The following is a 23,406-nucleotide window of genomic DNA, read 5'->3' on the forward strand; positions in this document are numbered from 1 at the left end:
GCCGCCGGGTCTGGCTCGGCGCGCCCTGCCCCGTCGAGTTGCCTCATGCCTGAAGCGATCAATCCCAAGACTGCGTATCTTCTCGTCCTGCTGCTGATCTTCGCCCTGCCGTGGCTGTTCTGGCGCTTGGCCCGCACGGACGACGTTGCGCCTCTGCCGGTCGTGCAGATTGTGGCGGGCATCCTGCTGGGGCCGGGCATTGCCGGCGCGCTGTTCCCCGCAGCGCACGATGCGCTGTTCACGCCCACGGTCATCGACAACCTCAACGGCATCGCGTTCTGGGCGGTGATCGTGTTCCTGTGGCTGGCTGGGATCGAGCTGGACCTCAAGAAGGCCTGGGTCGGCCGCCGCGAAACCGCCGTCACGGCGGGGCTGGCGCTGCTCCTGCCGCTGCTGTTGGGGGCTGTGACTGCGCACTTCTTGCTGCTCTGGCAGCCGGGCCTGATTGGCCCCAAGGCGTCGGAGTGGCAGTTCGTCGCCGGCGTCGGCATGGGCTGCGCCGTGACGGCGCTGCCGATTCTGATGCTGCTGATGGAGAAGCTCGGCATTCTGCGCACGCCGCTCGGTCAGCGCGTGCTGCGCTACGCCAGCCTGGACGACATCGCGATCTGGGTGGTGCTGGCTCTGATCCTGGTCGATGCCGATCGGCTGCTGCACCAGCTGGGCTTTCTGGTGGCGTTCGCGGTGCTTGCGCCCTGGGTGCGGCGCGGCCTGCGCCGGGTCGGCGATGTCGATCGCTGGGCGCTGGGCCTGGTCTGGCTGCTGGCCTGCGCGCTGGCGTCCGATGTCGCGGGCCTGCACTTCATGGTCGGCGCCTTCCTGGCGGGTGTGATCATCGACCGCGAGTGGTTCAAGGAGGAGCACTACGACCTGGTGCGCCACCACGTGCTGCTGCTGATGATGCCGGTGTTCTTTCTGTCCACGGGCTTGCGCACCGAGTGGGACGCCGGCGGCGCAACAGTGTTCATCGTCGCCGCCGCGCTGCTGGCCGCTTCGGTGGCGGGCAAGCTGGCAGGCGTGCGCATCGCCGGGCGTCTGCTCGGCTGGAAGCCCGGCGAGGCGCAGCTGATCGGTTGGCTGCTGCAAACCAAAGCGCTCATCGAGATCATTTTCGCGACCATCCTGCTCGACAAGGGCGTGATCTCGGCCGATGCCTTCACTGCGCTGCTGCTGATGGCCGTCACCAGCACGGTGCTGACCATCCCGATGGTGCGAAAGCGCGCGCCGGCCTTGGCCGAGGCGGCGCGCGGCGACTGATGGCTGGTTCTGGCTATCGACGTTCGGGGCTGGGGCGGGCCTGCGCCTGACCCGGCGCGTGCCCGGCAGGCTGAACGCTCTCCGCAAGGCCGCGTCGGCGCTCGCTGCCGCCCTTGCTAGACTCCGCGGCATTCAGCGACTTCGGAGCCCACCCATGTCTCGTTTCGTTCGCGTTGCACTCGTCACCAGCCTTGTCGCCCTGCTGCCGGCCTGTACCTGGGTCAAGATCGAAGCCGGGGCCAAAGAGATCCGCGTGGTCGACATCAATGCTGACATGGGCCGCTGCGGCAGCATGCTGAGCGAGATCTCGGTGAGCGTGCGCGACCGCGTGGGCTTCGTCGACCGCAATGCGATCAAGGTGCGCGACGAGCTGGAGACGCTGGCGCGCAACCAGGCGGCCGGTGGCCAGGGCGATACGCTGAAGCCGCTGGCCGAACCGCTCAACGGCGAGCAGACCTTCGGCACCTGGCGCTGCGCTGGCGGCACCCCGCCGGCGGCGCAGGCCACTCGGCCCCAGGCCGAGACGCGGCCGTCCAACTTCGAGGAAGTGGAAGTCATTCCGCTGGAAGACTGAGACCTCGCACGTCGACCTGCACGTCGGGCGCCTTCGGGCGCCCGCGTTGTTTCCGGTCTTCGGTGGTTCAGCGTCGCTTGCCTTGAGTCCGCCCGGCGGGGCGCTCGCGCTGCGGGCGGCGCGCGGGCTTCAGTGCTGCATCCAGCCCTGGATGCGCGCTTCCGATTCGATCGCCTCGATGTCGATCTGCAGCTGGCGCTGACGCCGCTGCAGGGCGCCAGCGGACTCGCCGGTGGTGGTTTGCAGTTGCTCGGCCAGTTCATCGAACTCGGCGCGCAGGCCCGCGAGCTCAGTGCCGAGCAGGTGGGCCTCCTTGGCGGCGTCCTCGCTGCAGGCCGTGTCGGGCAAGCGTCGTTCGAGGCCGGCGCGCCACTGCGCCTGCGGGCTGCAGTCACTGACTGGCGTGGGGGCGTCGGCGCAGGCGCCGAGCAGGAGTGCGAACAGGCCGGTGGCAATCCAGCGGGGAGGGGCGCGCATGCGGGTTCTCGCGGCGGTGGCGGCCTGCGATTATGCCGGCCGGATTCCCTGTATCGAGGTCGTGGCATGACTGCATCGCGCTGGCGTTTGGATGGCCAGGTGGCCTTGATTACCGGCGCCAGCTGGGGCATCGGGCTGGCCTGCGCGCGCGAGCTGGGCGCGCTCGGCGCGCGCCTGCTGCTGGTGGCGCGCGAGGGCGAGCGCCTGGCGGCCGTGCAGGCTGAGCTGGAGGACGACATCGCCGGCCTCGAATGCTCGACCTTCGCCGCCGATCTGGCCCAGCCCGAGGAGCGCATCGCCCTGTTGGATTGGATCGAGGATCGCGGCGAGGCGCTGTCGATCCTGGTCAACAACGCCGGCACCAACGACAGCCGCGCGGCGGTGGACTACGAGGATGCGCAGTGGCGGGCGATCGTCGAGCTAAACCTGGCCGCCCCCTTCGAGCTGTGCCGGCTGGCCTATCCGCTGCTGCGGCAGCATGCGCAGTCGAGCATCGTCAACATCGGCTCGGTGTCGGGCCTCAACCATGTGCGCACCGGCGCGCCCTACGGCATGAGCAAGGCCGGCCTGCACCAACTCTCGCGCAACTTGGCCTGCGAGTGGGCCGAGGACGGCATTCGCGTCAACACGGTTGCGCCCTGGTACATCCGCACGCGCCGCACCTCGCCCAAGCTGGCGGACCCGGACTATCTCGATGAAGTCATCGCGCGCACGCCGATGCGGCGGGTGGGCGAGCCGGAGGAGGTCGCAGCGGCGGTGGCCTTCCTGTGCCTGCCGGCGGCGAGCTACGTCACCGGCCAGTGCATCGCGGTGGACGGCGGTTTCAGCGAGTACGGCTTCTGAACCACCCTGCCAGCGCGCAGCGGCCGAGCGGCCGCTGCGCGCCATCTGCAGGCGACCTCAGCGCTTCGGCACCACGTACTCGGCGGTGAACTCGATGCCGTCGGCGGTGAACAGCAGCTGCCCGTCGGCGCGCTCGATCAGGTCCTCGTAGAGCTTGAACATCGCGCTCATGTCGGGCGCGTTCGGATCGGCTTTGGCGGCCTCCTCCATCACGCTGCGCATGACTCCACCGTAGAACTTGCCCTGGTAGCTGAACTGGATCAGCGGCTGCGGGCCGGCGGAGTCCACAGCCAGTGAGGCGCGCAGGCTGTCGCGCTGCGCTTCGCCGATGGCGATGCCCAGCGCCTGGCTGCTGGCCGCCCCAAACAGCTGCAGCTCGACGGGGGAGTCCGGCAGGGTCGGCAGGGCCACGGGCTCGGCGTCGGTTTCGAGGCGGAACTCGGCGAGCTGCGGCACGAAGTTGCGCGCCATCGCCACCAGGCCCTGCGGGTTAGGCGAGCCGATCAGCAGCTTGCCCTCGAAGGTCGGTGTCTCGCCCGAGGAAAAACCGCCGGGCGGCAGCTCGAACTTGCTGAGCAGCATATGGAAGGCGTTGGCGCTGGGGCCGACCGCGTACACGGCCGGGTTCTGCATCGCATCGCCCAGCTCGGAGAAGCTTTCGTTGAGCGGCTGCAGGGCCTCGCAGGTCCAGGGGGCGCTGCGCACGGCGTTGGCCCACTTGCTGGCGAGCGGCGGCAGGGCGTCGGCCTTCAGCGCCATAGAGAAGCTCATCAGCGCACTGGCGGCTTCGGCCAGGCCCGGCGTGGGCGCCAGCACGGTGCGCAGGTCGTCCATCACCGGCTTGGGGGCTTCGATGAGGGCGCGCATGCTGTAGCCACTGGCGTCGAAGCGGGTATAGCCCAGTGCGGTGCGCGGCCACTGTGCGGTCAGCGCACGACCCTCGCTCATGCAGGCCTCGGAGGTCGCATCGGGCGGGGTGATCTTGAGCGCCTTCAGAAACGCCCCCTGGCTGCCGGTCATCGGCTTGGCGAACAGCTCGAACAGGCGCGCATGGTCGAGATAGCCGGAGCCATAGGCGACGTAGCCGAGGCGCTTGTTCAAGTCGGCGAGGGTGCCGGCGTCCAGCAGGTTGTCTTCGGGCAGTTCGAGGCCGAGCAACCGGCGCAGCAGAGCGTCATCGGCGGTGGTGGGGGCGAGGGTGGCGACCAGCTGATTGCCCTGGGTGGCGAACACGAGGCGCAGCGGCCCTTCGTCCGTCTGGAAGCTCCAGTACGACAGCTCATCGACGGTGCCGCGGGTGAGCGCGGCGCCCGCTGCGGTCTCCATGCGGGCGATTCCCTCGGCGAAGCGCGTGGCATCGGCGAGTTCGACGCGCATGACCGGCACCAGATCGATGCCGTAGAACGCGCTCAGCGGCGTCAGCGTGAGGCCCCAGGCATCAGCCAGCTGGGCCAGGTCGGCTTTGCCCTCAAGCTCGGCGCGCAGGCCGCGCAGCAACGGCAGGCCTTCGGCTTCCTCAGCCGCTTTGCCTTCGAGCTCGGTGATGGCCTGATCGAGCAGGTCGCGGTACATCGGCAGCAGGGTGTTGCTCAGGCGGAGCCACTCGTCAGCGACCGCTTGCGGGATCGGCTCAATCGCGCCCATCACATAGGGCGTATCGGCGGGCACGTAGGCGAGCGGCGGCAGCGGGCCGTCGTCCTTGCCGCAGGCAGCGAGCAGCAGGGCGGCGAGGGTGGCGGGCAGGACGGCGATACGCAGCTTCATGGCGGAAATCCTTCGAGTGAAAACAGCGTGGATGGTAGCAAGCCTTGCAATTCGCCCGGCCCGCGTCCAAGGCTGTCCGGGCCAGCCAGACTGACGGCGCCTGACCCTCGATACCGCCATGCGTGACATCGATCTTTCGTCCGAACCCCTGCCCGGGGGGCTGCAGGACGCCTTGCGCGGCGCGCAGCGCCCGCTACTGCTGACCGGCGCCGGCATGTCGGCGGAGAGCGGCATCGCCACCTTTCGCGGCGACGAGGACAGCCTGTGGCCGCGCTTCGACCCGATGCGGCTGGCGACGCCCGAAGCCTTCGATGCGGATCCGCCGCTGGTCTGGGCCTGGTACCGCTGGCGGATGGCGAAGATCGCGCTGGCGCGTCCGCACGCCGGCCACCGCGCGCTGGCCGCCCTCGCTCAGCTCAAGCCTGGCCTGGTGCTGGCGACGCAGAACGTCGATGACCTGCACGAGCGCGCCGGCAGCACCGGGGTGCTGCACCTGCACGGGCGCATTGCCGCCACCCGCTGCCGCGACTGCGATGCCGATCAGCCCATCGCCATTGATCCCGCCTGGGCGGATTCGCCCGTGCTGCGCGCGGCACCGCCATCCTGCAGCGTCTGCGGCGGGCCCTTGCGACCTGGCGTGGTCTGGTTCGGCGAGTCGCTGCCGGCGGACGAATTCACCGCCGCCGGACGCGCGGCGCGGGCGGCCGATCTGGTGCTGGTGGTCGGTACGTCGGGCCTCGTGCATCCCGCGGCCGGGCTGCCTGACATCGCGCCCGCGATCTGCCCGCGCTACGAGATCAATCCTCAGCCCTCGGCGCTGAGTGCGCGGATGGACGGCGTGTGGCGCGCGACCGCAGCGCAGGCCTTGCCGCAACTCCTCGTGGCCTTGGAAGTGAGCCAAAGCCGCGACCCCGGGCGCAGGGCGCCCTGCATCTCCGCACGAGTCAAGACACGCCACACCCCTGGGACGGAAGGGTATGCAGATCGGTTGAGTCTCTCGCATGGCCCCGCGCCGCTCAGCGCCGACGCATCGCGGCCCTTGATCGCTGCGGTGGGTCAAGACCCACCCTATACCTGACCCGCAGTCACGACCCACCCTGCACCTGGCCCGCAGCCGTAACCCAACCTACATCTGGCCCTCAGCCATAGGGTGGGTCTTGACCCACCAAAGCCCTGCTCTCGCCTCAACCGCGCTCCGGGCGAGGGGTGTGGCTCTGGCGGGTCCAAATCCGCCCCTTGGCGCCGGGGCGTCAAGGCCCACCGCTATGCAATGGCGTTCAGCCGGCGGCGTAACGGCGCCGCCTCGACGTGCCCGGCCTGCTTGCTAGCGGTTGGTCAGCTGGATCTCGATGCGGCGGTTGCGGGCCAGGGCTTCTTCGCTGGTGCCGGGGTCGAGCGGGTGGTGCTCGCCGAATCCGTTCGCCGCCAGCCGCTGCGGCGGGATGCCCGCCTGGGTGAGGAACTTGACGATGGCGATGGCGCGCGCCGAGGACAGCTCCCAGTTGGACGGAAAGCGTCCGGTGCTGATCGGGCGCTTATCCGTATGGCCGTCGATGCGCAGCACCCAGTCGACGTCGCCGGGGATCTGCGCGCTGACCTCCTTGAGGGTGCTGGCCAGCTGCTGCAGCTGCTGGATGCCGGCCGGATTGAGTTCGTCCGAGCCGCTCGGGAACAGCAGCTCCGAGGGCACTACGAAGCGGTCGCCCACGACCTGGATATCGGCACGGTTACCCAGCGCGGTGCGCAGCTTGCCGAAGAACTCGGAGCGGTAGCGGGTGAGCTCGTTGATACGGTCGGCCAGCGCCAGATTCAAGCGCGCGCCCAGCTCTTCGATCTGCAGATCCTTCTGCCGGCCTGCGCCCTCCGCCGTAGCCAGCGCGGCTTCGACTCGCGCCAGCTGCTCGCGCAGGGCCAGCAGCTGGCGATTCAGCAGCTCGGCCTGGGCGGCGGCTTTGGCCGACAGATCGGTCTGCACGACCAGCTTCTCCTGGTTCTCCTCCAGCGCCGCCAAGCGCGAGGCAAGCTCCGCCTCAAGCTGGCGCTTCAACTCCGCGAGTGCGTTGACGTCGGCCGTCAGCCGCGCGCGCTCGGACTCGCTGTCGGTGAGCTGGGTGCGGGTGCTGTCGAGGTCGAGCTGCAGCTGCGCGCGGGCTTGCTCGCTGGTCGACAGGCTGGCGGTGAGGTCACCGACCTGGGTCAGGGCCTGTTCCTTGGCGCTGCGCTCCATCGACAGGGTCTCGGCCAGGGCCGCAAGCTCCCGGTTCAGCGCATCCAGCGCGCGGTCGCGGCCGGACAGGGCGTCGGACAGCGCGAACTGGCCGATCGCGAACACCAGCAGCAGGAATACCAGCACCATCAGCAGGGACGACAGGGCATCGACGAAGCCCGGCCAGAAGTCGACGCCGCGACGGCGGCGCGCGGCGAGCGTGCTCACGGCGCGCTCCGGCGCGCCTCGCTGGCGGCCGCGATCGTGCGGCCGAGCAGGCGGAACTCCGAGCGCAGATCCTCGCTGAGCGTGTTGCCCTGGCCCAAGGCCTTGAGCGCCCCGCGCAGTTCGACCTGGGTTTCGGCGAGCCGGGCCAGCTGGGTCGAGAGTTCGGCCATCTGCTCAGCGGCACCGCGGCGCTCGCGTTCGCCCTCGACCATCGCCCGCTGCATTCGCTCCAGCCCATCCGCGGTCTGCTCCAGCAGGGCCTGCACGTAGGCCGGTACGCTGGCTTCACCGTCGCCACTGCCGATGCCGCCCGCCGACAGCCGGGTCATGCCGGACAGCCACTCCTCCACCTCGTTGTAAAAGCGGTTGGCGGCGCGGGCGGTGAGCAGGTCGGTGAGTCCCAGCACCAGCGAGCCGGCAAGCCCGAACAGCGAAGTCGAGAAGCTGGTGGCCATGCCGCCCAGCGGCTCCTGCAGCCGGGACTTCAGCTGCTCGAACATCTGCGCGGCATCGGTGCCCGCCGACAGGCCGGCGATGATCTCGCTGACCGAGCCGATGGTGATCAAGAGACCCCAGAAGGTGCCGAGCAGGCCGAGGAAGATCAGCAGGCCGATCAGATAGCGCGACAGATCGCGCTGCTCTTCGAGCCGCAGATAGACGCTGTCGAGGATCGTGCGGGTGGAGGCCGTGGACAGGCTCTGCGGCTTGACGCCCTTGCCGAGCATCTTGGCCATCGGCGCCAGCAGCACCGGCTGGCCGCTCGGGGCGTGCTCAGGGTTCGCGCGGCGGAAGCCTTCGATCCAGCGGACTTCACGCTGCAGGCGCAGCACCTGGGTCAGGTTAGCCGCGAGGCCGACCGCGAACACGGCGAGGATGACGCCGTTGAACACCGGCGTGGCGGCAAAGGCGGCCGCCAGCGGCGTGGCCAAGGCGACCGCGACAGCGACCAGCAGGATCAGGACTCCGAGGATCCAGGCGAGCACGCGGATCGGTTGGCTCATGGGGCGTTCCAGAACGAGTGGGGAGGGGGCGCAGCGGCGCGCCGCCAAGCATGACTGCCCGCGTCGACGCTTTGTTCCCCCGCAGCTGAACGGCGATGCGCGACGTATCGCCGCGGCAAGAACCTTGCACGGCTCCCGGCGTTCGCTCCTGACCGCCCGACAGAATGCCGGCGCGGGACGGCGGGGTTGATGAGTCGCAGCAGCGGTGGCGGGTAGGGGTGTGGATCCCGTCGGCATTGCTAGAATCGGCCGCACCGCTGTCCCGGGCCACGCCCGACCCTACGGACCCCGCCCATGTCCTCGGCCCTTCCCGCCTCCCATGTCAGCCCCGCGGCCTCCGCCGCCCAGGCGCATGCGCACGCCTGGGTCGAGCGTTTCGGTCAGCTGCTGATGGGTCAGTGGCAGCCCAGCGAAGTGCTGGGTCTGCATGAGCAGTTGGACGAGTTGGTGCACGAGGCCGATCTGGCCGGAGCTGGCGATGTGGTGGAGCACGCGATCGCGCTGTCCGCCTATCTCTGCTCGTTCGCGGAAGAGGCGCGTCATCCGGACGCGAACCAGCGCCTGCGTCTGCGTCGTCTCTGCGAGGACCTCGCGCCTGAGGTGCATCTGGACTTGCTGCCGACCGTGGTGGCGACCAGCGCTCAGCAGCCTGCCCGTACGCTCCTGCTGGTCAGCCAGGATCTTGCCCTCGGTGAGGCGCTGTCGCGCAGGCTGCGTGACACGGGTATCGATGTGCAGGCCCGTCCCGATGTCGAAGCGGCGATCGCCCAGCCGATCGAGGCGGGGCTCGATGCCGTGCTGATCGACGCCACCGAACTTCCCGAATTCGCCCGCCGCGCGCGCGCCTTCAGCCATGCCTACCGCAGCGAGGACCGCCGGCTTGCCCTGCTGGTGCTGACCCGCAGCGCCGACCCCGCGGAGCGCATGTTCGCCCTGCGGGCCGGTGCGGATGAAGTCATCCGCCACGCCGACGGCGTCGAGGCTCTGGCCACGCGCGTGCTGGAAGCCGTGCAGCCCGGCCAGGCCAAGCCCTTCCGGGTGTTGATCGTCGACGACGACCGCAGCCAGATTCTGTTCTGCGAGGCGGTGCTGCGCAGCCAGAACGTGCAGACCCGCGCCTGCATGGACCCCGAGCTGGCCGTCGATGCGGTGCGCGAGTTCCAGCCCGAGGTGGTGTTGCTCGACCTCTATATGCCGGGCATCGACGGTATCGAAATCGCCTCGCGCATTCGCGCCCTGCCAGGCAGCGAGCTGCTCTCGATCGTGTTCCTCTCCGGCGACCACGAGCAGGACGTGCGTTTCGATGTGCTCGCGGCGGGTGGCGATGACTTCTTCACCAAGCCCATCCAGCCGCGGCATCTGGTCACCGGTGTGATCAGCCGAGCCCGCCGCGCGCGCGCGCTGGCGCGGCGCATCGCCGAGAGCTGAATCCGGCCGCGGCGCTCCCGGCCCGGCAACAGCCGCCAGCGACCTTTCCGGATGCCCGGGCGCTGCCTGGCGGCTTGATTTCTGAACGTTTCCCCACTGCGATCCCCCTCACGGCGGCGCTCATGACTTGTGGCCTATCGCGCTCTTGCTTTGGTGTTGTAGTATACCAGCACACCACAGCACGGAGACACCACCATGATCAGCCCGGACCCCCGCATGAACTCGCGCACGCCGGCTGTCACGGCCCCCCTGCCGACCCGTCCGCTGCCCGCACAGGACGACGGCCACGAGCGCTACCGCGAGCGCGACTTCGGCGTCGGCTACGGCCGCAGCAGCGGCTACGCCCAGGCGCGCCGCTACGCGCCTGGCCTGCGTGCCACTTCGTTCAGCGTGCGCTGACGCGTTCCAACAGACCTGAGTCGGCGGGGCCGGAGGCCTCGCCCGCCCGACGGCAGCGCCGCCGGGAATCCGGAGAACGACGCCAGGACGGTGTCGGTCCCGGGGGCCATGGAGGGCCCACCCGCGCAGGGACCGCGCGGGGCGGGGGCGCCGATGGGCGTTTGGTTCGCTGGGTGCCCCGCTCGATGCAACGACACAAAGGGACCGGGGCCCGCGCAAGCGGGCCTTTCCTTGTGCAATCATTTCGACGATTCCAGAACCGTAGAAATATGGACACCCCCATCGCACTCGACTGCCTGCGCGCCTTGGCCCAGGAACACCGCCTCGCCGCATTCCGCGCACTGGTGCAGGCCGGGCCGACCGGGCTCTGCGTGGGTGAGCTGAGGCAAGCGCTCGACATTCCCGGCCCCACGCTGAGCTCGCACCTCAACCAGCTGCGCGCCGCCGGTCTCGTGAAGGACCACCGCGACGGGCGACACATCCAGCTGGCCGCCGACTTCCAGCGCATGAACGCGCTGCTCGCCTACCTCACCGAGAACTGCTGCGCCGGCGCCCCCTGCGCGCCCGCGTCCGTCTGCACACCCGCCATCGAGGAGCCCGCACGATGACTGCTGAACTCGTCCGCGTCCTGTTCGTCTGCGTCGAGAACGCCAACCGCAGCCAGATGGCCGAAGCCTTCGCCCGCCTCCACGGAGGTGCCCAGGTTGAGGCGCACAGCGCTGGCTCACGGCCTTCAGGCGTGATCAATCCGAAAGCAGTGCGCTTCATGGCGGAACTGGACTACGACCTCACGGCGCACGGCTCGAAGTCGCTGGACGAGATCGCCGGCATCGACTTCGATGCAGTCATCACGATGGGCTGCGGCGACTCCTGCCCGTGGGTGCCGGCCAAACGTCGCGAGGATTGGGCGCTGCCTGACCCCAAGCACATGGACGAAGAGGCCTACCGCGCCGTGCGCGACGACATCTCCAAGCGGGTGCGGGGCCTGCTGAGCGCACTGGGCGTGCGCGCATGAGTACCGCCGTGCGCGAACTCGAATCGAAGCGGCCCGGACTCGATCTGTTTGGCCGCTACCTCACGCTGTGGGTGGCGCTGTGCATCGTCGCAGGCATCGGTCTTGGCGAACTGTTCCCGTCCGCGTTCGTGGCGCTGGCGGCGATGGAAGTGGAGCACGTCAACCTGCCGGTGGCCCTGCTGATCTGGCTGATGATCATCCCGATGCTCATGAAGATCGATTTCGCGCGTATGCGCGAGGTCGGCCAGCAGGCGCGGGCGATCGGCGTGACGCTCGCGGTGAACTGGCTGATCAAGCCCTTCACGATGGCGGCGCTCGGCGCTCTGTTCATCTACGGCCTGTTCGCGGATTGGCTGCCTGCCGATCAACACGACAGCTACGTCGCCGGGTTGATCCTGCTGGGCGCCGCGCCTTGCACCGCGATGGTGTTCGTATGGTCCAACCTCGTCGACGGCGAGCCCAACTTCACACTGAGCCAGGTCGCGCTCAACGACGCGGTGATGGTGTTCGCCTTCGCGCCCATCGTTGCCCTGCTGCTGGGCGTGTCGGCGATCAGCGTGCCCTGGGCGACCCTGCTGCTGTCGGTCGGCCTCTACATCCTGGTGCCCCTCGTCATCGCGCAAGCCTTGCGCGCCTGGCTGCTCGCGCGCGATGCCGAAGCCTTCGAGCGCGTGCTCGCGAAGCTCGGGCCCGCTTCCATGCTCGCCCTGCTGTTGACCCTGGTGCTCCTGTTCGGATTCCAGGGGCCGCAGATCCTCGCCCAGCCCCTGATCATCCTGCTGCTGGCGGTGCCGATCGTCATCCAGGCCTATCTGATTGCCGCGATTGCGCTCGGACTGAACCAATGGTTGAAGGTGCCGCACTGTGTGGCGGGTCCTTCCGCGCTGATCGGCACCAGCAACTTCTTCGAGCTGGCGGTGGCGGTAGCGATCAGCCTGTTCGGACTGAGCTCGGGCGCGGCGCTGGCCACGGTCGTCGGCGTGCTCGTCGAAGTGCCCGTGATGCTGTCGCTGGTCGCATGGATCCGTCGCCGCGCCCCGGCGGGCGTTTCCGCCTGAGCCAAAGCACAGCGGGCACGACTGCACCCGCGTGGTGCGCTATGGCCAAGTGCTGCACCATTTCTGTGCGGCGGGTGTTCGGAGCGACAGGAATATGCAGACGAATCAGTGCCTTGAAGCTCTGTCGCAGCTGGCACGATGATTGCTGCAACTGCAGCAGTCCCCACCACCCGCGGAGCGTTTCATGTCGTTCGAACAGGTTCAGAAGCTGGCCCAGGACAACGAGATCGAGTGGATCGATCTGCGATTCACCGACGTCCGCGGTGTCCAGCACCACGTCACCTTCCCGGCCCGCGTGCTCGAACCCAGCCTGTTCGAGGACGGCAAGATGTTCGACGGAAGCTCCATCGCGGGCTGGCGCGGCATCAACGAGTCCGACATGGTGCTGCTGCCGGACGCGAGCACGGCCTTCATCGATCCCTTCACCGCCGATCCGACCCTGGTGCTGATCTGCGACATTCTCGACCCCAAGACCATGCAGGGCTACACCCGCGACCCGCGCGGCGTGGCCAAGCGCGCCGAGGCCTATCTGAAGTCGACCGGCATCGCCGACACCGCGTTCTTCGGCCCCGAGCCCGAGTTCTTCATCTTCGATTCCGTCCGCTACAAGAACGAGATGAGCGGCGCCTCTTTCGAGGTCGACTCCGAAGAAGCGCCTTGGAACACCAACCGCAAGTACGAAGGCGGCAACAGCGGCCACCGTCCGACCGTCAAGGGCGGCTACTTCCCGGTGGCGCCGGTGGATTCGCTGCACGACATCCGCGCCGAGATGTGCCGCCTGCTGGAGCAGATCGGCATCGAGATCGAAGTGCACCACCATGAGGTGGCCGGCCCCGGTCAGTGTGAGATCGGCGCGAAGTTCAATACCCTCGTCAAGAAGGCCGACGAGCTGACGATGCTGAAGTACGTGGTCAAGAACGTTGCCCATCGCAACGGCAAGACCGCCACCTTCATGCCCAAGCCGATCGTCGGTGACAACGGCAGCGGCATGCACGTGCACCAGTCGCTGGCCAAGGGCGGCACCAACCTGTTCAGCGGCGACGGCTACGCCGGCCTCTCGCAGCTGGCGCTGTGGTACATCGGCGGCGTCTTCAAGCACGCGCGCGCCATCAACGCCTTCGCCAACTCCACCACCAACAGCTACAAGCGTCTGGTGCCGGGCTTCGAAGCGCCGGTGATGCTCGCCTACTCCGCCAGCAACCGTTCGGCCAGCTGCCGCATCCCCTTCGTCAGCAACCCTAAGGCGCGCCGCATCGAAATGCGCTTCCCCGACCCGATGAACTCGGGCTACCTGACCTTCACCGCGCTGATGATGGCGGGCATCGACGGCATCCTGAACAAGATCGACCCGGGCGCACCCAGCGACAAGGACCTCTACGACCTGCCGCCGGAAGAAGAGAAGAACTTCCCGACCGTCTGCCACAGCCTGGACCAGGCGCTGGATGCCCTCGACAAGGATCGCGAGTTCCTGAAGGCCGGTGGCGTCATGACCGACGACTTCATCGACGGCTACATCGCGCTGAAGATGCAGGAAGTGACCAAGTTCCGCGCCGCCACGCATCCGCTGGAATACCAGCTGTACTACAGCCTGTAACTGGCCGGACGCCAGCACCCTCATCGGAGACAAAGCACACGGGGCCTGCGCAAGCAGGCCCCGTGTGCTTTTGCACCTGAACGTGCTCCGCGCATCGCGTCCGAAAGATGAGCATCGGTTCCCGCGACATGACGATGGGGGGCTTTCAATACGCGCTGGCCGCCCGCCTCGATTGATCCGGTGCCTGCTCCGAGTTGCGGGCTTGGCGCGCAGGATTCCGCGGATGCGAATGGCTGCTGCCGGCTGCCAAGCTTGGACAGCGCCCAGTCAGCGCTTGCATCCTGCGACCAAAGACCGCCCATGCTTGCCGGTGTGCGCGCGTTTTCGGCGCGCGATCGATCGCGGGATCACCGAGCACCCTGGTCGCAGGCGCAGCCTGATCGGGGCGAGCGGCGCGATACCGAAGGAGCTCGAGGCGCGTCGGTATCGTCCTCCGCGACCCAGGCTCGGTCTTCCTGACTCAGGTCGGCACCCTCGGTGCGCGCTACTGCGTCAACCGCGCTCAGGCGCTGGCCAGCGCCGCCACCCCCAGACTGCGCGCGATCGACTTGGCGGCCTCGCGGCCTTCGTACACCGCCGTCACCACCAGATCCGCGCCGCGCACCATGTCGCCGCCGGCGAAGATCTTGGCGTTGGCGGTCTGGAAGGGCAGGGCGCCGCCTTCTGCCACGCGCACGCGGCCGTTGGTCTGCAGGCTGACGCCGTGCTTGCCCAGCCACTCGGGCGGGCTCGGCGTGAAGCCGAAGGCCACCATCACCTGATCGGCCGCCAGCTCGCGCTCGCTGCCCGCGATTTCCTCGAACTGGCGGCGACCCTTGGCATCGGGCGGGCCGAGACGCGTCTCAACCACCTGCACCGCGCGCACTCGATTCTCGTCGTCGCCAAGAATCGCCTTGGGCTGCAGGCGGAACAGGAAGTTGACGCCTTCCTCCTTGGCTTTGCCCACCTCGCGGCGACTGCCGGGCATGTCGTCCTCGTCGCGGCGGTAAACGCAGGAGACCGTCGCCGCGCCCTGGCGGATCGCCGTGCGGTTGCAGTCCATGGCGGTGTCGCCGCCGCCGAGCACGACGACGTGCTTGCCCCACAGGCGCGGCGGTTCGGGATCAATGCCCAGCGCATACCGGCCATTGCTGATCAGATAGGGCAGGGCGGGCACGACTCCGTCGAGGTCCAGCCCCGGCAGGCCGCCGTCGACGGCGGTGTAGGTGCCAAGGCCGAGGAAGACCGCGTCGAATTCATTCACCAGCTGATCGAAGCTGACATCGCGGCCGACGTCCACGCCCAGCCGGAACTCGATGCCCATGCCCTCCAGCACCTGCCGGCGGGTGCGCACGACTTCCTTGTCCAGCTTGAAGGGCGGGATGCCGAAGCTCAGCAGGCCGCCGATCTCGGGGTGGCGATCGAACACCACGGCGGCGATGCCCTGCCGCGCCAGCACGTCGGCGCAGGCGAGGCCCGCGGGGCCCGCACCAATCACGGCGACGCGCTTGCCTGAAGGCACCACGCCCGACAGATCCGGGCGCCAGCCCTGGGCGAGCGCGGTGTCGGTGATGTACTTCTCGATGCTGCCGATGGTGACCGCACCGAAGTCCTCATTCAGCGTGCAGGCGCCTTCGCAGAGGCGGTCCTGCGGGCAGACGCGGCCACAGATCTCGGGCAGCGGGTTGGTCGAGTGCGAAAGCTCGGCGGCCTCGAACAGCCGGCCCTCGCGGATCAGCTCCAGCCAGTTCGGAATGTAGTTGTGGACCGGACACTTCCACTCGCAATAGGGGTTGCCGCAGTCGAGGCAGCGCGCGGCCTGGTCGGCGGCGTCGCTGGCTTCGTACTGGCCGTAGATTTCGCGACCGTCGAGGATGCGCAGCTTGACCGGCACTTCGACCGGCATGCGCCGGCCCGAACTCAGGAAATGCATGGGATCGCGCTTCATCACGCCGCCCTCCGCAGTGCGTTGATGAGCGAATCGAGACCCGCCGCCTTGGGCTTGACCAGCCAGAAGCGCGGCAAAAAGCCGCGGAAGTCATCGAGGATTTCGCCCGCCAGCGTGCTGCCGGTGAGCACGCGGTGGCGCTCGATCAGGCCGCGCAGATGCTGCAAATGTGCCTCCAGACCTTCCAGGGTGATGCGGTTCAAGTCGATCAGCTCGTGGTTGTAGCGGTCGACGAAGCTGCGGTCGAGGTCGAGCACGTAGGCGAAGCCGCCGGTCATGCCCGCGCCGAAGTTCAGACCCGTGCTGCCCAGCACCGCGACGACGCCGCCGGTCATGTACTCGCAGCAGTGGTCGCCCGCGCCCTCCACCACCGCGGTGGCGCCGGAGTTGCGCACGGCGAAGCGCTGCCCTGCTGTTCCGGCCGCGAACAGATCGCCGCCGGTCGCGCCGTACAGGCAGGTGTTGCCTAGGATGGCCGACTTGCGCGCCACGTAGCGCGCATCGTCCGGCGGCCGCACCGTGATCAGGCCGCCGGCCATGCCCTTGCCGACGTAGTCGTTGGCCTCGCCGGTCAGGTGCAGCTCCAGGCCCCCCGCGTTGAAGGCGCCGAAGCTCTGGCCAACGCTGCCGGAGAGATCCAGTCGAACCGGTTTGGCCGCCATCGCGGTATTGCCGTGACGGCGCGCGATGATTCCCGACAGCGCGGTGCCGACCGAGCGATGCACGTTGCGCACCGGATAGCTGAAGCGGCCGCCCCGGCCCGCTTCGATGGCCGGGCCGACCTCGGCCAGGAGACGCGCGTGGAAGTCATCGGGCTCTTTGGTCGGACGCCCCGGCGCGCAGGCGGCCGCGGGCGGACTCGGCGGCGGCGCCAGGATCGGCCGCAGATCGATGCGCTGGCGGCGGGCGTCGACGTGCGCGCGTGGACGCAGCAGCTCGCTGCGGCCGGTCAGCTCCTTGAGCGTGCGGATGCCGAGCTGCGCCATGTAGCCGCGCAGCTCTTCGACCACGCCAATGAAGTAGGCCATCACCTGCTCCGGCATGCCCTTGAAGTGCTTGGCGCGCAGCACGTGGTGCTGGGTGGCCACGCCGGTGGCGCAGTTGTTCAAGTGACAGATGCGCAGGTACTTGCAGCCCAGCGCGATCATCGGTGCGGTGCCGAAGCCGAAGCTGTCGGCGCCCAGCAGCGCCGCCTTCAGCACATCGAGGCCGGTCTTCAGGCCGCCGTCGGTCTGCAGGATGATGCGATCGCGCAGCCCGTTCGCACGCAGCGCATGATGCGCTTCGGTCAGGCCCAGCTCCCAGGGGCCGCCGGCGTACTTGATCGAGGTCAGTGGGCTGGCGCCGGTACCGCCGTCGTAGCCGCTAACGGTGATCAGATCGGCGCCTGCCTTGGCCACGCCCGCGGCGATTGTGCCGACGCCGGCATGGCTGACCAGCTTCACCGACACCAGCGCGGTCGGGTTGATCTGCTTCAGGTCGTAGATCAGCTGCGCCAGGTCTTCGATCGAGTAGATGTCGTGGTGCGGCGGCGGGCTGATCAGGCCGATGCCCGGCTTGGCATAGCGCAGGCGCGCGATCAGATCGTTGACCTTGTGGCCGGGCAGCTGGCCGCCCTCGCCGGGCTTCGCACCCTGCGCCACCTTGATCTGCAGCACCTCGGCATTGACCAGGTACTCGGGGGTGACGCCGAAGCGGCCGGAGGCGACCTGCTTGATGCGCGAGGTTTTCTCGGTGCCGTAGCGGGCGGGGTCCTCGCCGCCCTCGCCCGAGTTGCTGCGCCCGCCCAGGCGGTTCATCGCGATCGCCAGCGCTTCATGCGCCTCTGGCGAAAGCGCGCCTAGGCTCATGCCGGCCGAGTCGAAGGACTTGAACATCGCCGAGGCCGGCTCGACCTCGTCCAGCGGAATCGGCGTGGCGTGCTCGAAATCGGGCTCCAGCAGATCGCGCAGCATGGAGGGCTCGCGATCGTTCACCAGCTTCGCGTACTTGAGCCAGTCCGCGTGCTCGCCGGTGAGCGTGGCGACCTGCAGGGCGCCGACCACGTCGGGATTGAACGCGTGGTACTCGCCGCCGTGGATGTACTTGAACAGGCCGCCGGCCTCCACGCCGAAGCCGGTGTTCCAGGCGCGCTCGGCCAGCTGCTGCTGGTCGGCTTCGATGTCGGCGAAGCCTGGGCCGCCCACGCGGCTGGGCGTGCCGGCGAAGCAGCGCTCCACCACCTCGTGGGCGAGGCCGACGATCTCGAACAGGGCGGCGCCGCGGTAGCTCGCCACCGTGCTGATGCCCATCTTCGAGAGGATCTTGAGCAGGCCGTTGCGGATGCCGCGGCGGTAGCTGCGGCCCAGCTCGCGGTGCTGGGCCAGACGCGATTGGGAATCGCCGCTGCGGGCGAGGTCGAAGATGGTCTGGTAGGCGAGGTAGGGGTAGACGGCCGTCGCGCCATAGCCGATCAGGCAGGCGAAGTGGTGCGGGTCGCGCGCGGTGGCGGTCTCAATCAGCAGGTTGCAGTCCGAGCGCAGGCCGCAGGCGACCAGGTGCTGATGCACCGCGCCCACCGCCAGCAGCGCATGGATGGGCAGATGCCCCTCGCGGATCGCGCGGTCGGACAGCACCACCAGCAGCTTGCCCTTGCGCACGGCGTCCTCGGCGATGCGGCAGCAGCGCGCCAGAGCGGCGTCGAGGCCCTCGGACTCGGCGTAGTTCAGATCGATGACGACCGAGCCGACGCCTTCCTCGCGCAGCGCGAGGATCTGCAGATACTTGCGCTGGCTGAGGATCGGCGAATTGATCATCACCTGCCGCGCGTAGGCCGGGTTCAGCTCGAACAGGTTGCTCTCGCGTGCGATCTGCGTGTGCAGGCTCATCACCAGCTTTTCGCGATAGCTGTCGATGGGCGGGTTGGTGACCTGGGCGAAAGCCTGCCGGAAGGCGTCGTAGAGCGAGCGCACGCGGGTCGACAGCAGCGGCAGCGGGGTGTCGTCGCCCATCGAGCCGATCGCTTCGGCCTCGGTTTCGGCCAGCACCTTGAGCACGGTATCGCGCTCCTCGGCCGAGAGATTGAACATCTTCTGGTGGCGCAGCAGCTCTTCGCGCGGCATCGGCTCGGCGGCAAGGCTGGGGTCGATCAGATCCGTTTCGAGATAGCGCACGCCCTGCTTCAGCCAGCGCTTGAAGGGCGCGCGCTCGCGGTTGATCTGGTCGATACGCGCGGTGTCGAGGAACTCGCCGCGGTGCAGGTCCACCGCCAGCATCTCGCCCGGCCCCAAGCGCCCCTTGGCGACGATGTCGCGGGCCGGCCAGTCGACCACGCCGGCCTCGGAGGCGACCACCAGCATGCGGTCCTTGGACAGCGCCCAGCGCGCCGGGCGCAGGCCGTTGCGATCGAGCGCGCAGGCGGCGTAGCGGCTGTCGGCGACGACGATGCCGGCCGGGCCGTCCCAGGGCTCCATGTGCAGGGCGAAGTATTCGTAGAAGGCGCGCAGGTCCGGGTCCATGCCGTCGACGTTCTGCCAGGCCGGCGGGATCAGAATCCGCATGGCCTGCAGCAGGTCCATGCCGCCGGTCAGCAGCACTTCCAGCATGTTGTCCAGGCTCGCCGAGTCCGAGCTGTCCTGGCTGACCAGCGGCTTGAACTCGCGGAAATCGACGAAGGGCGAGCGCATGCGCGCGCCGCGGGCGCGTGCCCAGAAGCGGTTGCCGCGGATGGTGTTGATCTCGCCGTTGTGGGCGAGGAAGCGGAAGGGCTGGGCCAGCGCCCAGCGCGGCATGGTGTTGGTGGAGAAGCGCTGGTGGAACACCACCGCCGAGCTGGCGAGACGCGGATGCGAGAGGTCGGGATAGAACTCGCGCAGACGCTCGGGCATCACCATGCCCTTGTAGCCGAGGCTGTGCTCGGCCAGGGTCACCACGTGGAAATCGCTGACATCGACCAGCGCCATCTCGGCGCGCCGGCGCGCCGTGTACAGCCCGCGCTGGAAACCGGCGGCGTCCTCGCCGCGATCGGCGTTGACGAATACCTGCTCGATCCGCGGCAGGCGTTCTCTGGCGAGCGGGCCTGCGGCCTGCGGGTTCACCGGCACCTGCCGCCAGCCGGCGATGCGCGAACCGACTTTCTCCAGCTGCGCCTGCAGCTCGGCGCGGCAGCGCGCGGCGAGCGTTTCGTCGATGGGCAGGAACACCAGACCCGCGGTGGCCAGCGGCGCCAGCGAGAAGCCGTGGTCTTCGGCCAACGCGCGGATGAAGGCCTCGGGACGGCGAATCAGCAGGCCGCAGCCGTCGCCGGATTCACCGTCCGCCGCTACGGCGCCACGGTGGGTCATGCGCGACAGCGCGCTCAGGCCGAGATCGACGATCTCGCGACTCGGCGCATCGTCGAGATGCGCGATCAGGCCGAAGCCGCAGCCGTCGTGTTCCAGCCGTGGGTCGAACAGACCCTGCGGCGCCTGATGCTCGATTCCGCTCATACGCTTGCTGCCCCCGGGGGATGGTGCTGGCGCGGTCCACGGCGCCCACCACGGGCCGCCGGACCCCCACACAATCACACCCTTGTGCGACGCGTCAAACTACCAAGGGGCATATTCCGGCCGGCCATGTGCGGGCGCTCGCGCCTCGCCTCGCCGGCACTGCACAGGCTGGCGTCAAGCGCGCTGCGGCAAGGCCTTCAACAGCTGCGCCACGGCCCTGCCGCGGTGGCTGATGCGGTGCTTGTGCGCGGGCTCGAGTTCGGCCGCGGCGAGGCCCGAGTCCGGGTCGAGGAAGACCGGGTCGTAGCCGAAGCCGCCGCTGCCGCGCGGGGCGTGCAGGATGTGGCCGTGCCAGCGGCCTTCGGCGATCAGTGGGGCGGGGTCGAGCGGATGGCGGATCAGCGCGATCACGCTGATGAAAAACGCGCTGCGTTGACTGTCGTCGCGGTCTGCCAGCTCAGCGAGCAGCTTGGCGATGTTGGCGGGGTGGTCGCCGTGCGCTCCGGCATAGCGCGCGGAGTACAGGCCGGGCGCGCCGCCGAGCGCATCGACGCAGAGGCCGGAATCGTCGGCCAGCGCGGGCAGGCCCGAGCGCTCGCTCGCATGCCGCGCTTTCAGCAGGGCGTTCTCGACAAAGCTGAGTCCCGTCTCTTCAGGGTCGGGGATGCCAAGCTCGCCCTGCGCGATCAGCTCTAAACCCTGCGGCGCGAGGATCTCGCGGAACTCGCGCAGCTTGCCGGCGTTGCCGCTGGCCAGAACGAGCCTGGGCATGGGCCTCAGGCCGCGTCGAGCGCAGCGCGCTGGAAGCCGATCAGGCCTTCGATGCCGACTGCCGCCAGATCGAGCAGGCCATCGAGCTCCGAGCGGCGGAAGGCATGGCCCTCGGCCGTGCCCTGCACTTCGATGAAGCCGCCGCCGTCGTTCATCACCACGTTCATGTCGGTATCGCAGTCGCTGTCCTCGGCGTAGTCGAGGTCCAGCACCGGCGCGCCGCGATAGACGCCGACAGAGACCGCGGCGATGGCACCGTGGATCGGGCTGCGCGTGATCTCGCCGCGCTTCTCCAGCCGGCGACAGGCCAGAGAGAGCGCGACATAGGCCCCGGTAATCGCCGCGCAGCGGGTGCCGCCATCGGCCTGAAGCACGTCGCAGTCCAGGGTGATGGTGCGCTCGCCCAGCGCCGCGCGATCAACGCAGGCGCGCAGGCTGCGGCCGATCAGGCGCTGGATCTCATGGGTGCGGCCGCCGATCCTTCCGGCGCTGGCTTCGCGCTGGGTGCGCTCCTTGGTGGCGCGCGGCAGCATCGAGTACTCGGCCGTGACCCAGCCTTCGCCCTTGCCGCGCAGGAAGCCCGGCACCCGGTTCTCGACCGTGGCGTTGCAGAGCACGCGGGTGTCGCCGACGCTGATCAGCACCGAGCCCTCGGCGTGCCGGGTGAAGCCGGTTTCGATGCGGATGTCGCGGAGGGCGTCGAAACGGCGGCCGGAGGGCCGGACAACATCGCTCATGGGGGCGGCTTCTTAACGGCGGCCGCGCAGTTTACCATCGCCCTCCCCGCGCCCCGGCGGCTGCCGCGGTGCCGATCCTTCCGCGAAGCGCGCGTCTCAGTCCGTGAGTCGCACCCCTTCGCCACGAACTCCAAGAGTTGCCCATGAGCGCACGCTCCGCCGCTTCGATCCGCAGCATGACGGCCTATGCCTCCGGCGAGCGCAGTACGGCGTTCGGCACGCTGGCCTGCGAGGTCCGTGCGGTCAATCACCGCTTTCTTGAGCCGGGCTTTCGCCTCTCGGAAGAGCTGCGCGGGCTGGAGCCGGCGCTGCGCGAGAAGCTATCCCAGCGCATCGCCCGCGGCAAGGTCGATGTCGGCTTCCGCCTGCGCGCCACCGCCAGCAGCGAGGGCCTCAAGCTCAACCCGCAGGTGCTGGACCAGCTGAGCGCACTGGCGCTGGAGATGTCCGGCCGTTTCCCCGGCTTCAAGGTCGAATTCACTGAGCTGCTGCGCCAGCCCGGCCTGATCGAGCAGGCGGAAGTGGATGCCGACGGCCTGCAGGCCGAATGCCTGTCGCTGATGGACGCGGTGCTCGATGACTTCGTCGCCGCGCGCGAACGTGAGGGTGCCGCTCTCGCCGCCGCCATGCGCGAGCGCCTGGATGGCATCGAGCGCATCGTCGCCGACGTGAAGACCGCGCTGCCCGAGATCCGCACCGCACTCCGCGCGCGTCTCGATGCGCGCATCGCCGATCTCAAGCAGCCGCTGGATCCGGGCCGGCTGGAACAGGAGCTGGTGCTGCAGCTGCAGAAGATCGACGTCGATGAAGAGCTTGACCGGCTCGGCGCGCACATCGCCGAGATGCGCCGCACGCTCGCCAGTCGCGAAGCCGTCGGTCGCCGCCTCGACTTCCTGCTGCAGGAGTTCAACCGCGAGGCGAACACGCTGGGCTCGAAGTCCATCGACGCGCGCTCCAGCGCGGCCTCGGTCGAGCTGAAGGTGCTGATCGAACAGTTGCGCGAACAGGTGCAGAACATCGAATGAGCGGCTCGCTATTCATCGTCGCGGCGCCGTCGGGCGCCGGCAAGTCCAGCCTGGTCAACGCCCTGCTCGAACGCGAGCCGGACATCCAGCTGTCGATCTCCTACACCTCGCGCGGCCCGCGCCCCGGCGAGACCGAAGGCGCGCACTACCACTTCGTCAGTCGCGAGACTTTCGAGGGCATGGTCGCCCGCGGCGAGTTCTTCGAGCACGCGGTGGTGCATGGCGACTTGAAGGGCACTGCCCGTCACACGGTCGAAGAGCCGCTGAAGCAGGGCCGCGATGTGCTGCTGGAGATCGACTACCAGGGCGCGCGCCAGGTGCGTTCGCTGGTGCCCGACTGCGTCAGCGTGTTCATCCTGCCGCCCTCGCGTGAGGAGCTGGAGCGACGCCTGCGCGGCCGCGCCCAGGACAGCGAAGAGACGATCCTCAAGCGGCTTGAGAACTCGCGCGAAGAGATCGCCCACTTGGACGACTTCGACTACTTGATCGTCAACGACCGCTTCGAGCGCGCGCTGGAAGACCTTTGCGCCATCGTCCGCGCCCACCGCCTGCGCCGCAGCGAGCAGGCGCGCCGGCAGGCCGGGCTGATCCGCGCGCTGCTGGCCTGAGCTTGCCTGCCGGCGCCCAGCAGGGCTA

Annotated in this window: 20 protein-coding genes; 12 read left to right on the forward strand and 8 right to left on the reverse strand. The window is 68.9% G+C overall.

From position 1 onward, the window contains the following. Nucleotides 1–45 precede the first annotated feature (45 nt). Both H4O13_16805 and H4O13_16810 read left to right on the forward strand, forming a co-directional pair. A complete protein-coding gene (locus H4O13_16805) occupies nucleotides 46–1,257 on the forward strand; it encodes a cation:proton antiporter (GenBank protein MBE5317055.1) in 1,212 nt (403 codons plus the stop codon). Nucleotides 1,258–1,411: 154 nt separating this feature from the next. Beyond that, nucleotides 1,412–1,831 carry a DUF4156 domain-containing protein gene (locus tag H4O13_16810; protein ID MBE5317056.1) on the forward strand — a complete coding sequence of 140 codons (420 nt, stop codon included), beginning with the start codon at nucleotides 1,412–1,414 and terminating at the stop codon, nucleotides 1,829–1,831. Nucleotides 1,832–1,960: 129 nt separating this feature from the next. Here the strand turns inward: H4O13_16810 and H4O13_16815 are convergent, their stop codons facing one another. Further along, the gene (locus tag H4O13_16815; protein ID MBE5317057.1) at nucleotides 1,961–2,308 is read right to left on the reverse strand and encodes a hypothetical protein; all 348 of its coding nucleotides are present in this window, start codon (nucleotides 2,306–2,308) and stop codon (nucleotides 1,961–1,963) included. Nucleotides 2,309–2,374: 66 nt separating this feature from the next. Here H4O13_16815 and H4O13_16820 point away from each other — a divergent pair, with 66 nt between their 5' ends. After that, complete coding sequence (locus H4O13_16820) at nucleotides 2,375–3,151, forward strand: SDR family oxidoreductase (GenBank protein ID MBE5317058.1); 777 nt, start codon at nucleotides 2,375–2,377, stop codon at nucleotides 3,149–3,151. 57 nt (nucleotides 3,152–3,208) lie between these two features. On the opposite strand, the gene H4O13_16825 is transcribed toward H4O13_16820, so the two are convergent. Beyond that, a complete protein-coding gene (locus H4O13_16825; GenBank protein MBE5317059.1) occupies nucleotides 3,209–4,915 on the reverse strand; it encodes a hypothetical protein in 1,707 nt (568 codons plus the stop codon). Nucleotides 4,916–5,033: 118 nt separating this feature from the next. Between H4O13_16825 and H4O13_16830 the strand changes: the two genes are divergently transcribed. Further along, a complete protein-coding gene (locus H4O13_16830; GenBank protein ID MBE5317060.1) occupies nucleotides 5,034–5,993 on the forward strand; it encodes an NAD-dependent protein deacylase in 960 nt (319 codons plus the stop codon). Between the two features lie 246 nt (nucleotides 5,994–6,239). Here the strand turns inward: H4O13_16830 and H4O13_16835 are convergent, their stop codons facing one another. Both H4O13_16835 and H4O13_16840 read right to left on the reverse strand, forming a co-directional pair. Then, a complete protein-coding gene (locus tag H4O13_16835; protein MBE5317061.1) occupies nucleotides 6,240–7,349 on the reverse strand; it encodes a peptidoglycan -binding protein in 1,110 nt (369 codons plus the stop codon). Continuing rightward, nucleotides 7,346–8,362, reverse strand: a complete 1,017-nt coding sequence (locus H4O13_16840; GenBank protein ID MBE5317062.1) for a flagellar motor protein MotA — start codon at nucleotides 8,360–8,362, stop codon at nucleotides 7,346–7,348. The genes H4O13_16835 and H4O13_16840 overlap by 4 nt, the downstream gene beginning before the upstream one ends. Before the next feature lie 282 nt (nucleotides 8,363–8,644). Here H4O13_16840 and H4O13_16845 point away from each other — a divergent pair, with 282 nt between their 5' ends. From H4O13_16845 to glnA, 6 genes are all read left to right on the forward strand, one after another. Further along, nucleotides 8,645–9,778 (forward strand): response regulator, encoded by a 1,134-nt coding sequence (locus tag H4O13_16845; GenBank protein MBE5317063.1) that lies wholly within the window; start codon nucleotides 8,645–8,647, stop codon nucleotides 9,776–9,778. A 195-nt stretch (nucleotides 9,779–9,973) separates the two neighbouring features. Continuing rightward, nucleotides 9,974–10,177, forward strand: a complete 204-nt coding sequence (locus H4O13_16850) for a hypothetical protein (GenBank protein MBE5317064.1) — start codon at nucleotides 9,974–9,976, stop codon at nucleotides 10,175–10,177. A gap of 269 nt (nucleotides 10,178–10,446) precedes the next feature. Continuing rightward, complete coding sequence (locus H4O13_16855; protein MBE5317065.1) at nucleotides 10,447–10,785, forward strand: helix-turn-helix transcriptional regulator; 339 nt, start codon at nucleotides 10,447–10,449, stop codon at nucleotides 10,783–10,785. Beyond that, complete coding sequence (locus H4O13_16860; protein MBE5317066.1) at nucleotides 10,782–11,192, forward strand: arsenate reductase ArsC; 411 nt, start codon at nucleotides 10,782–10,784, stop codon at nucleotides 11,190–11,192. Before H4O13_16855 ends, H4O13_16860 begins: the two co-directional genes overlap by 4 nt. Continuing rightward, nucleotides 11,189–12,250, forward strand: a complete 1,062-nt coding sequence (arsB, locus tag H4O13_16865) for an ACR3 family arsenite efflux transporter (protein MBE5317067.1) — start codon at nucleotides 11,189–11,191, stop codon at nucleotides 12,248–12,250. Before H4O13_16860 ends, arsB begins: the two co-directional genes overlap by 4 nt. A 184-nt stretch (nucleotides 12,251–12,434) precedes the next feature. After that, nucleotides 12,435–13,844, forward strand: a complete 1,410-nt coding sequence (gene glnA / locus H4O13_16870; protein ID MBE5317068.1) for a type I glutamate--ammonia ligase — start codon at nucleotides 12,435–12,437, stop codon at nucleotides 13,842–13,844. A 502-nt stretch (nucleotides 13,845–14,346) separates the two neighbouring features. Here the strand turns inward: glnA and H4O13_16875 are convergent. The 4 genes from H4O13_16875 to rph form a co-directional block, all read right to left on the reverse strand. Next, nucleotides 14,347–15,771, reverse strand: coding sequence for an FAD-dependent oxidoreductase (locus H4O13_16875; GenBank protein MBE5317069.1), 1,425 nt, complete (start codon nucleotides 15,769–15,771; stop codon nucleotides 14,347–14,349). After that, nucleotides 15,771–20,237: a glutamate synthase large subunit gene (gene gltB / locus H4O13_16880; protein MBE5317070.1), complete on the reverse strand. Its 4,467-nt coding sequence runs from the start codon at nucleotides 20,235–20,237 to the stop codon at nucleotides 15,771–15,773. Before gltB ends, H4O13_16875 begins: the two co-directional genes overlap by 1 nt. A 174-nt stretch (nucleotides 20,238–20,411) precedes the next feature. Then, entirely contained in the window at nucleotides 20,412–21,008 is a 597-nt protein-coding gene (gene rdgB, locus H4O13_16885) for an RdgB/HAM1 family non-canonical purine NTP pyrophosphatase (GenBank protein MBE5317071.1), read from the reverse strand. 5 nt (nucleotides 21,009–21,013) lie between these two features. Further along, complete coding sequence (gene rph, locus H4O13_16890; GenBank protein MBE5317072.1) at nucleotides 21,014–21,745, reverse strand: ribonuclease PH; 732 nt, start codon at nucleotides 21,743–21,745, stop codon at nucleotides 21,014–21,016. Between the two features lie 176 nt (nucleotides 21,746–21,921). On the opposite strand from rph, the gene H4O13_16895 reads away from it, so the two are divergent. After that, nucleotides 21,922–22,770 carry a YicC family protein gene (locus H4O13_16895; protein MBE5317073.1) on the forward strand — a complete coding sequence of 283 codons (849 nt, stop codon included), beginning with the start codon at nucleotides 21,922–21,924 and terminating at the stop codon, nucleotides 22,768–22,770. Next, nucleotides 22,767–23,378: a guanylate kinase gene (gene gmk / locus H4O13_16900; protein MBE5317074.1), complete on the forward strand. Its 612-nt coding sequence runs from the start codon at nucleotides 22,767–22,769 to the stop codon at nucleotides 23,376–23,378. The genes H4O13_16895 and gmk overlap by 4 nt, the downstream gene beginning before the upstream one ends. Nucleotides 23,379–23,406: the final 28 nt, after the last annotated feature.

The sequence above is a fragment of the Lysobacterales bacterium genome (assembly GCA_014946745.1).
Taxonomy (GTDB): Bacteria; Pseudomonadota; Gammaproteobacteria; order Xanthomonadales; family Xanthomonadaceae; genus Aquimonas.

What these genes read in the sequence shown, in the direction of transcription:
- H4O13_16805 (MBE5317055.1), top strand. Translation starts at nt 46, where the DNA reads ATGCCTGAAGCGATCAATCCCAAGACTGCGTATCTTCTCGTCCTGCTG.
- H4O13_16810 (MBE5317056.1), top strand. Translation starts at nt 1,412, where the DNA reads ATGTCTCGTTTCGTTCGCGTTGCACTCGTCACCAGCCTTGTCGCCCTG.
- H4O13_16815 (MBE5317057.1), bottom strand. Translation starts at nt 2,308, where the DNA reads ATGCGCGCCCCTCCCCGCTGGATTGCCACCGGCCTGTTCGCACTCCTG.
- H4O13_16820 (MBE5317058.1), top strand. Translation starts at nt 2,375, where the DNA reads ATGACTGCATCGCGCTGGCGTTTGGATGGCCAGGTGGCCTTGATTACC.
- H4O13_16825 (MBE5317059.1), bottom strand. Translation starts at nt 4,915, where the DNA reads ATGAAGCTGCGTATCGCCGTCCTGCCCGCCACCCTCGCCGCCCTGCTG.
- H4O13_16830 (MBE5317060.1), top strand. Translation starts at nt 5,034, where the DNA reads ATGCGTGACATCGATCTTTCGTCCGAACCCCTGCCCGGGGGGCTGCAG.
- H4O13_16845 (MBE5317063.1), top strand. Translation starts at nt 8,645, where the DNA reads ATGTCCTCGGCCCTTCCCGCCTCCCATGTCAGCCCCGCGGCCTCCGCC.
- H4O13_16850 (MBE5317064.1), top strand. Translation starts at nt 9,974, where the DNA reads ATGATCAGCCCGGACCCCCGCATGAACTCGCGCACGCCGGCTGTCACG.
- H4O13_16855 (MBE5317065.1), top strand. Translation starts at nt 10,447, where the DNA reads ATGGACACCCCCATCGCACTCGACTGCCTGCGCGCCTTGGCCCAGGAA.
- H4O13_16860 (MBE5317066.1), top strand. Translation starts at nt 10,782, where the DNA reads ATGACTGCTGAACTCGTCCGCGTCCTGTTCGTCTGCGTCGAGAACGCC.
- arsB (MBE5317067.1), top strand. Translation starts at nt 11,189, where the DNA reads ATGAGTACCGCCGTGCGCGAACTCGAATCGAAGCGGCCCGGACTCGAT.
- glnA (MBE5317068.1), top strand. Translation starts at nt 12,435, where the DNA reads ATGTCGTTCGAACAGGTTCAGAAGCTGGCCCAGGACAACGAGATCGAG.
- H4O13_16875 (MBE5317069.1), bottom strand. Translation starts at nt 15,771, where the DNA reads ATGAAGCGCGATCCCATGCATTTCCTGAGTTCGGGCCGGCGCATGCCG.
- gltB (MBE5317070.1), bottom strand. Translation starts at nt 20,237, where the DNA reads ATGAGCGGAATCGAGCATCAGGCGCCGCAGGGTCTGTTCGACCCACGG.
- rdgB (MBE5317071.1), bottom strand. Translation starts at nt 21,008, where the DNA reads ATGCCCAGGCTCGTTCTGGCCAGCGGCAACGCCGGCAAGCTGCGCGAG.
- rph (MBE5317072.1), bottom strand. Translation starts at nt 21,745, where the DNA reads ATGAGCGATGTTGTCCGGCCCTCCGGCCGCCGTTTCGACGCCCTCCGC.
- H4O13_16895 (MBE5317073.1), top strand. Translation starts at nt 21,922, where the DNA reads ATGACGGCCTATGCCTCCGGCGAGCGCAGTACGGCGTTCGGCACGCTG.
- gmk (MBE5317074.1), top strand. Translation starts at nt 22,767, where the DNA reads ATGAGCGGCTCGCTATTCATCGTCGCGGCGCCGTCGGGCGCCGGCAAG.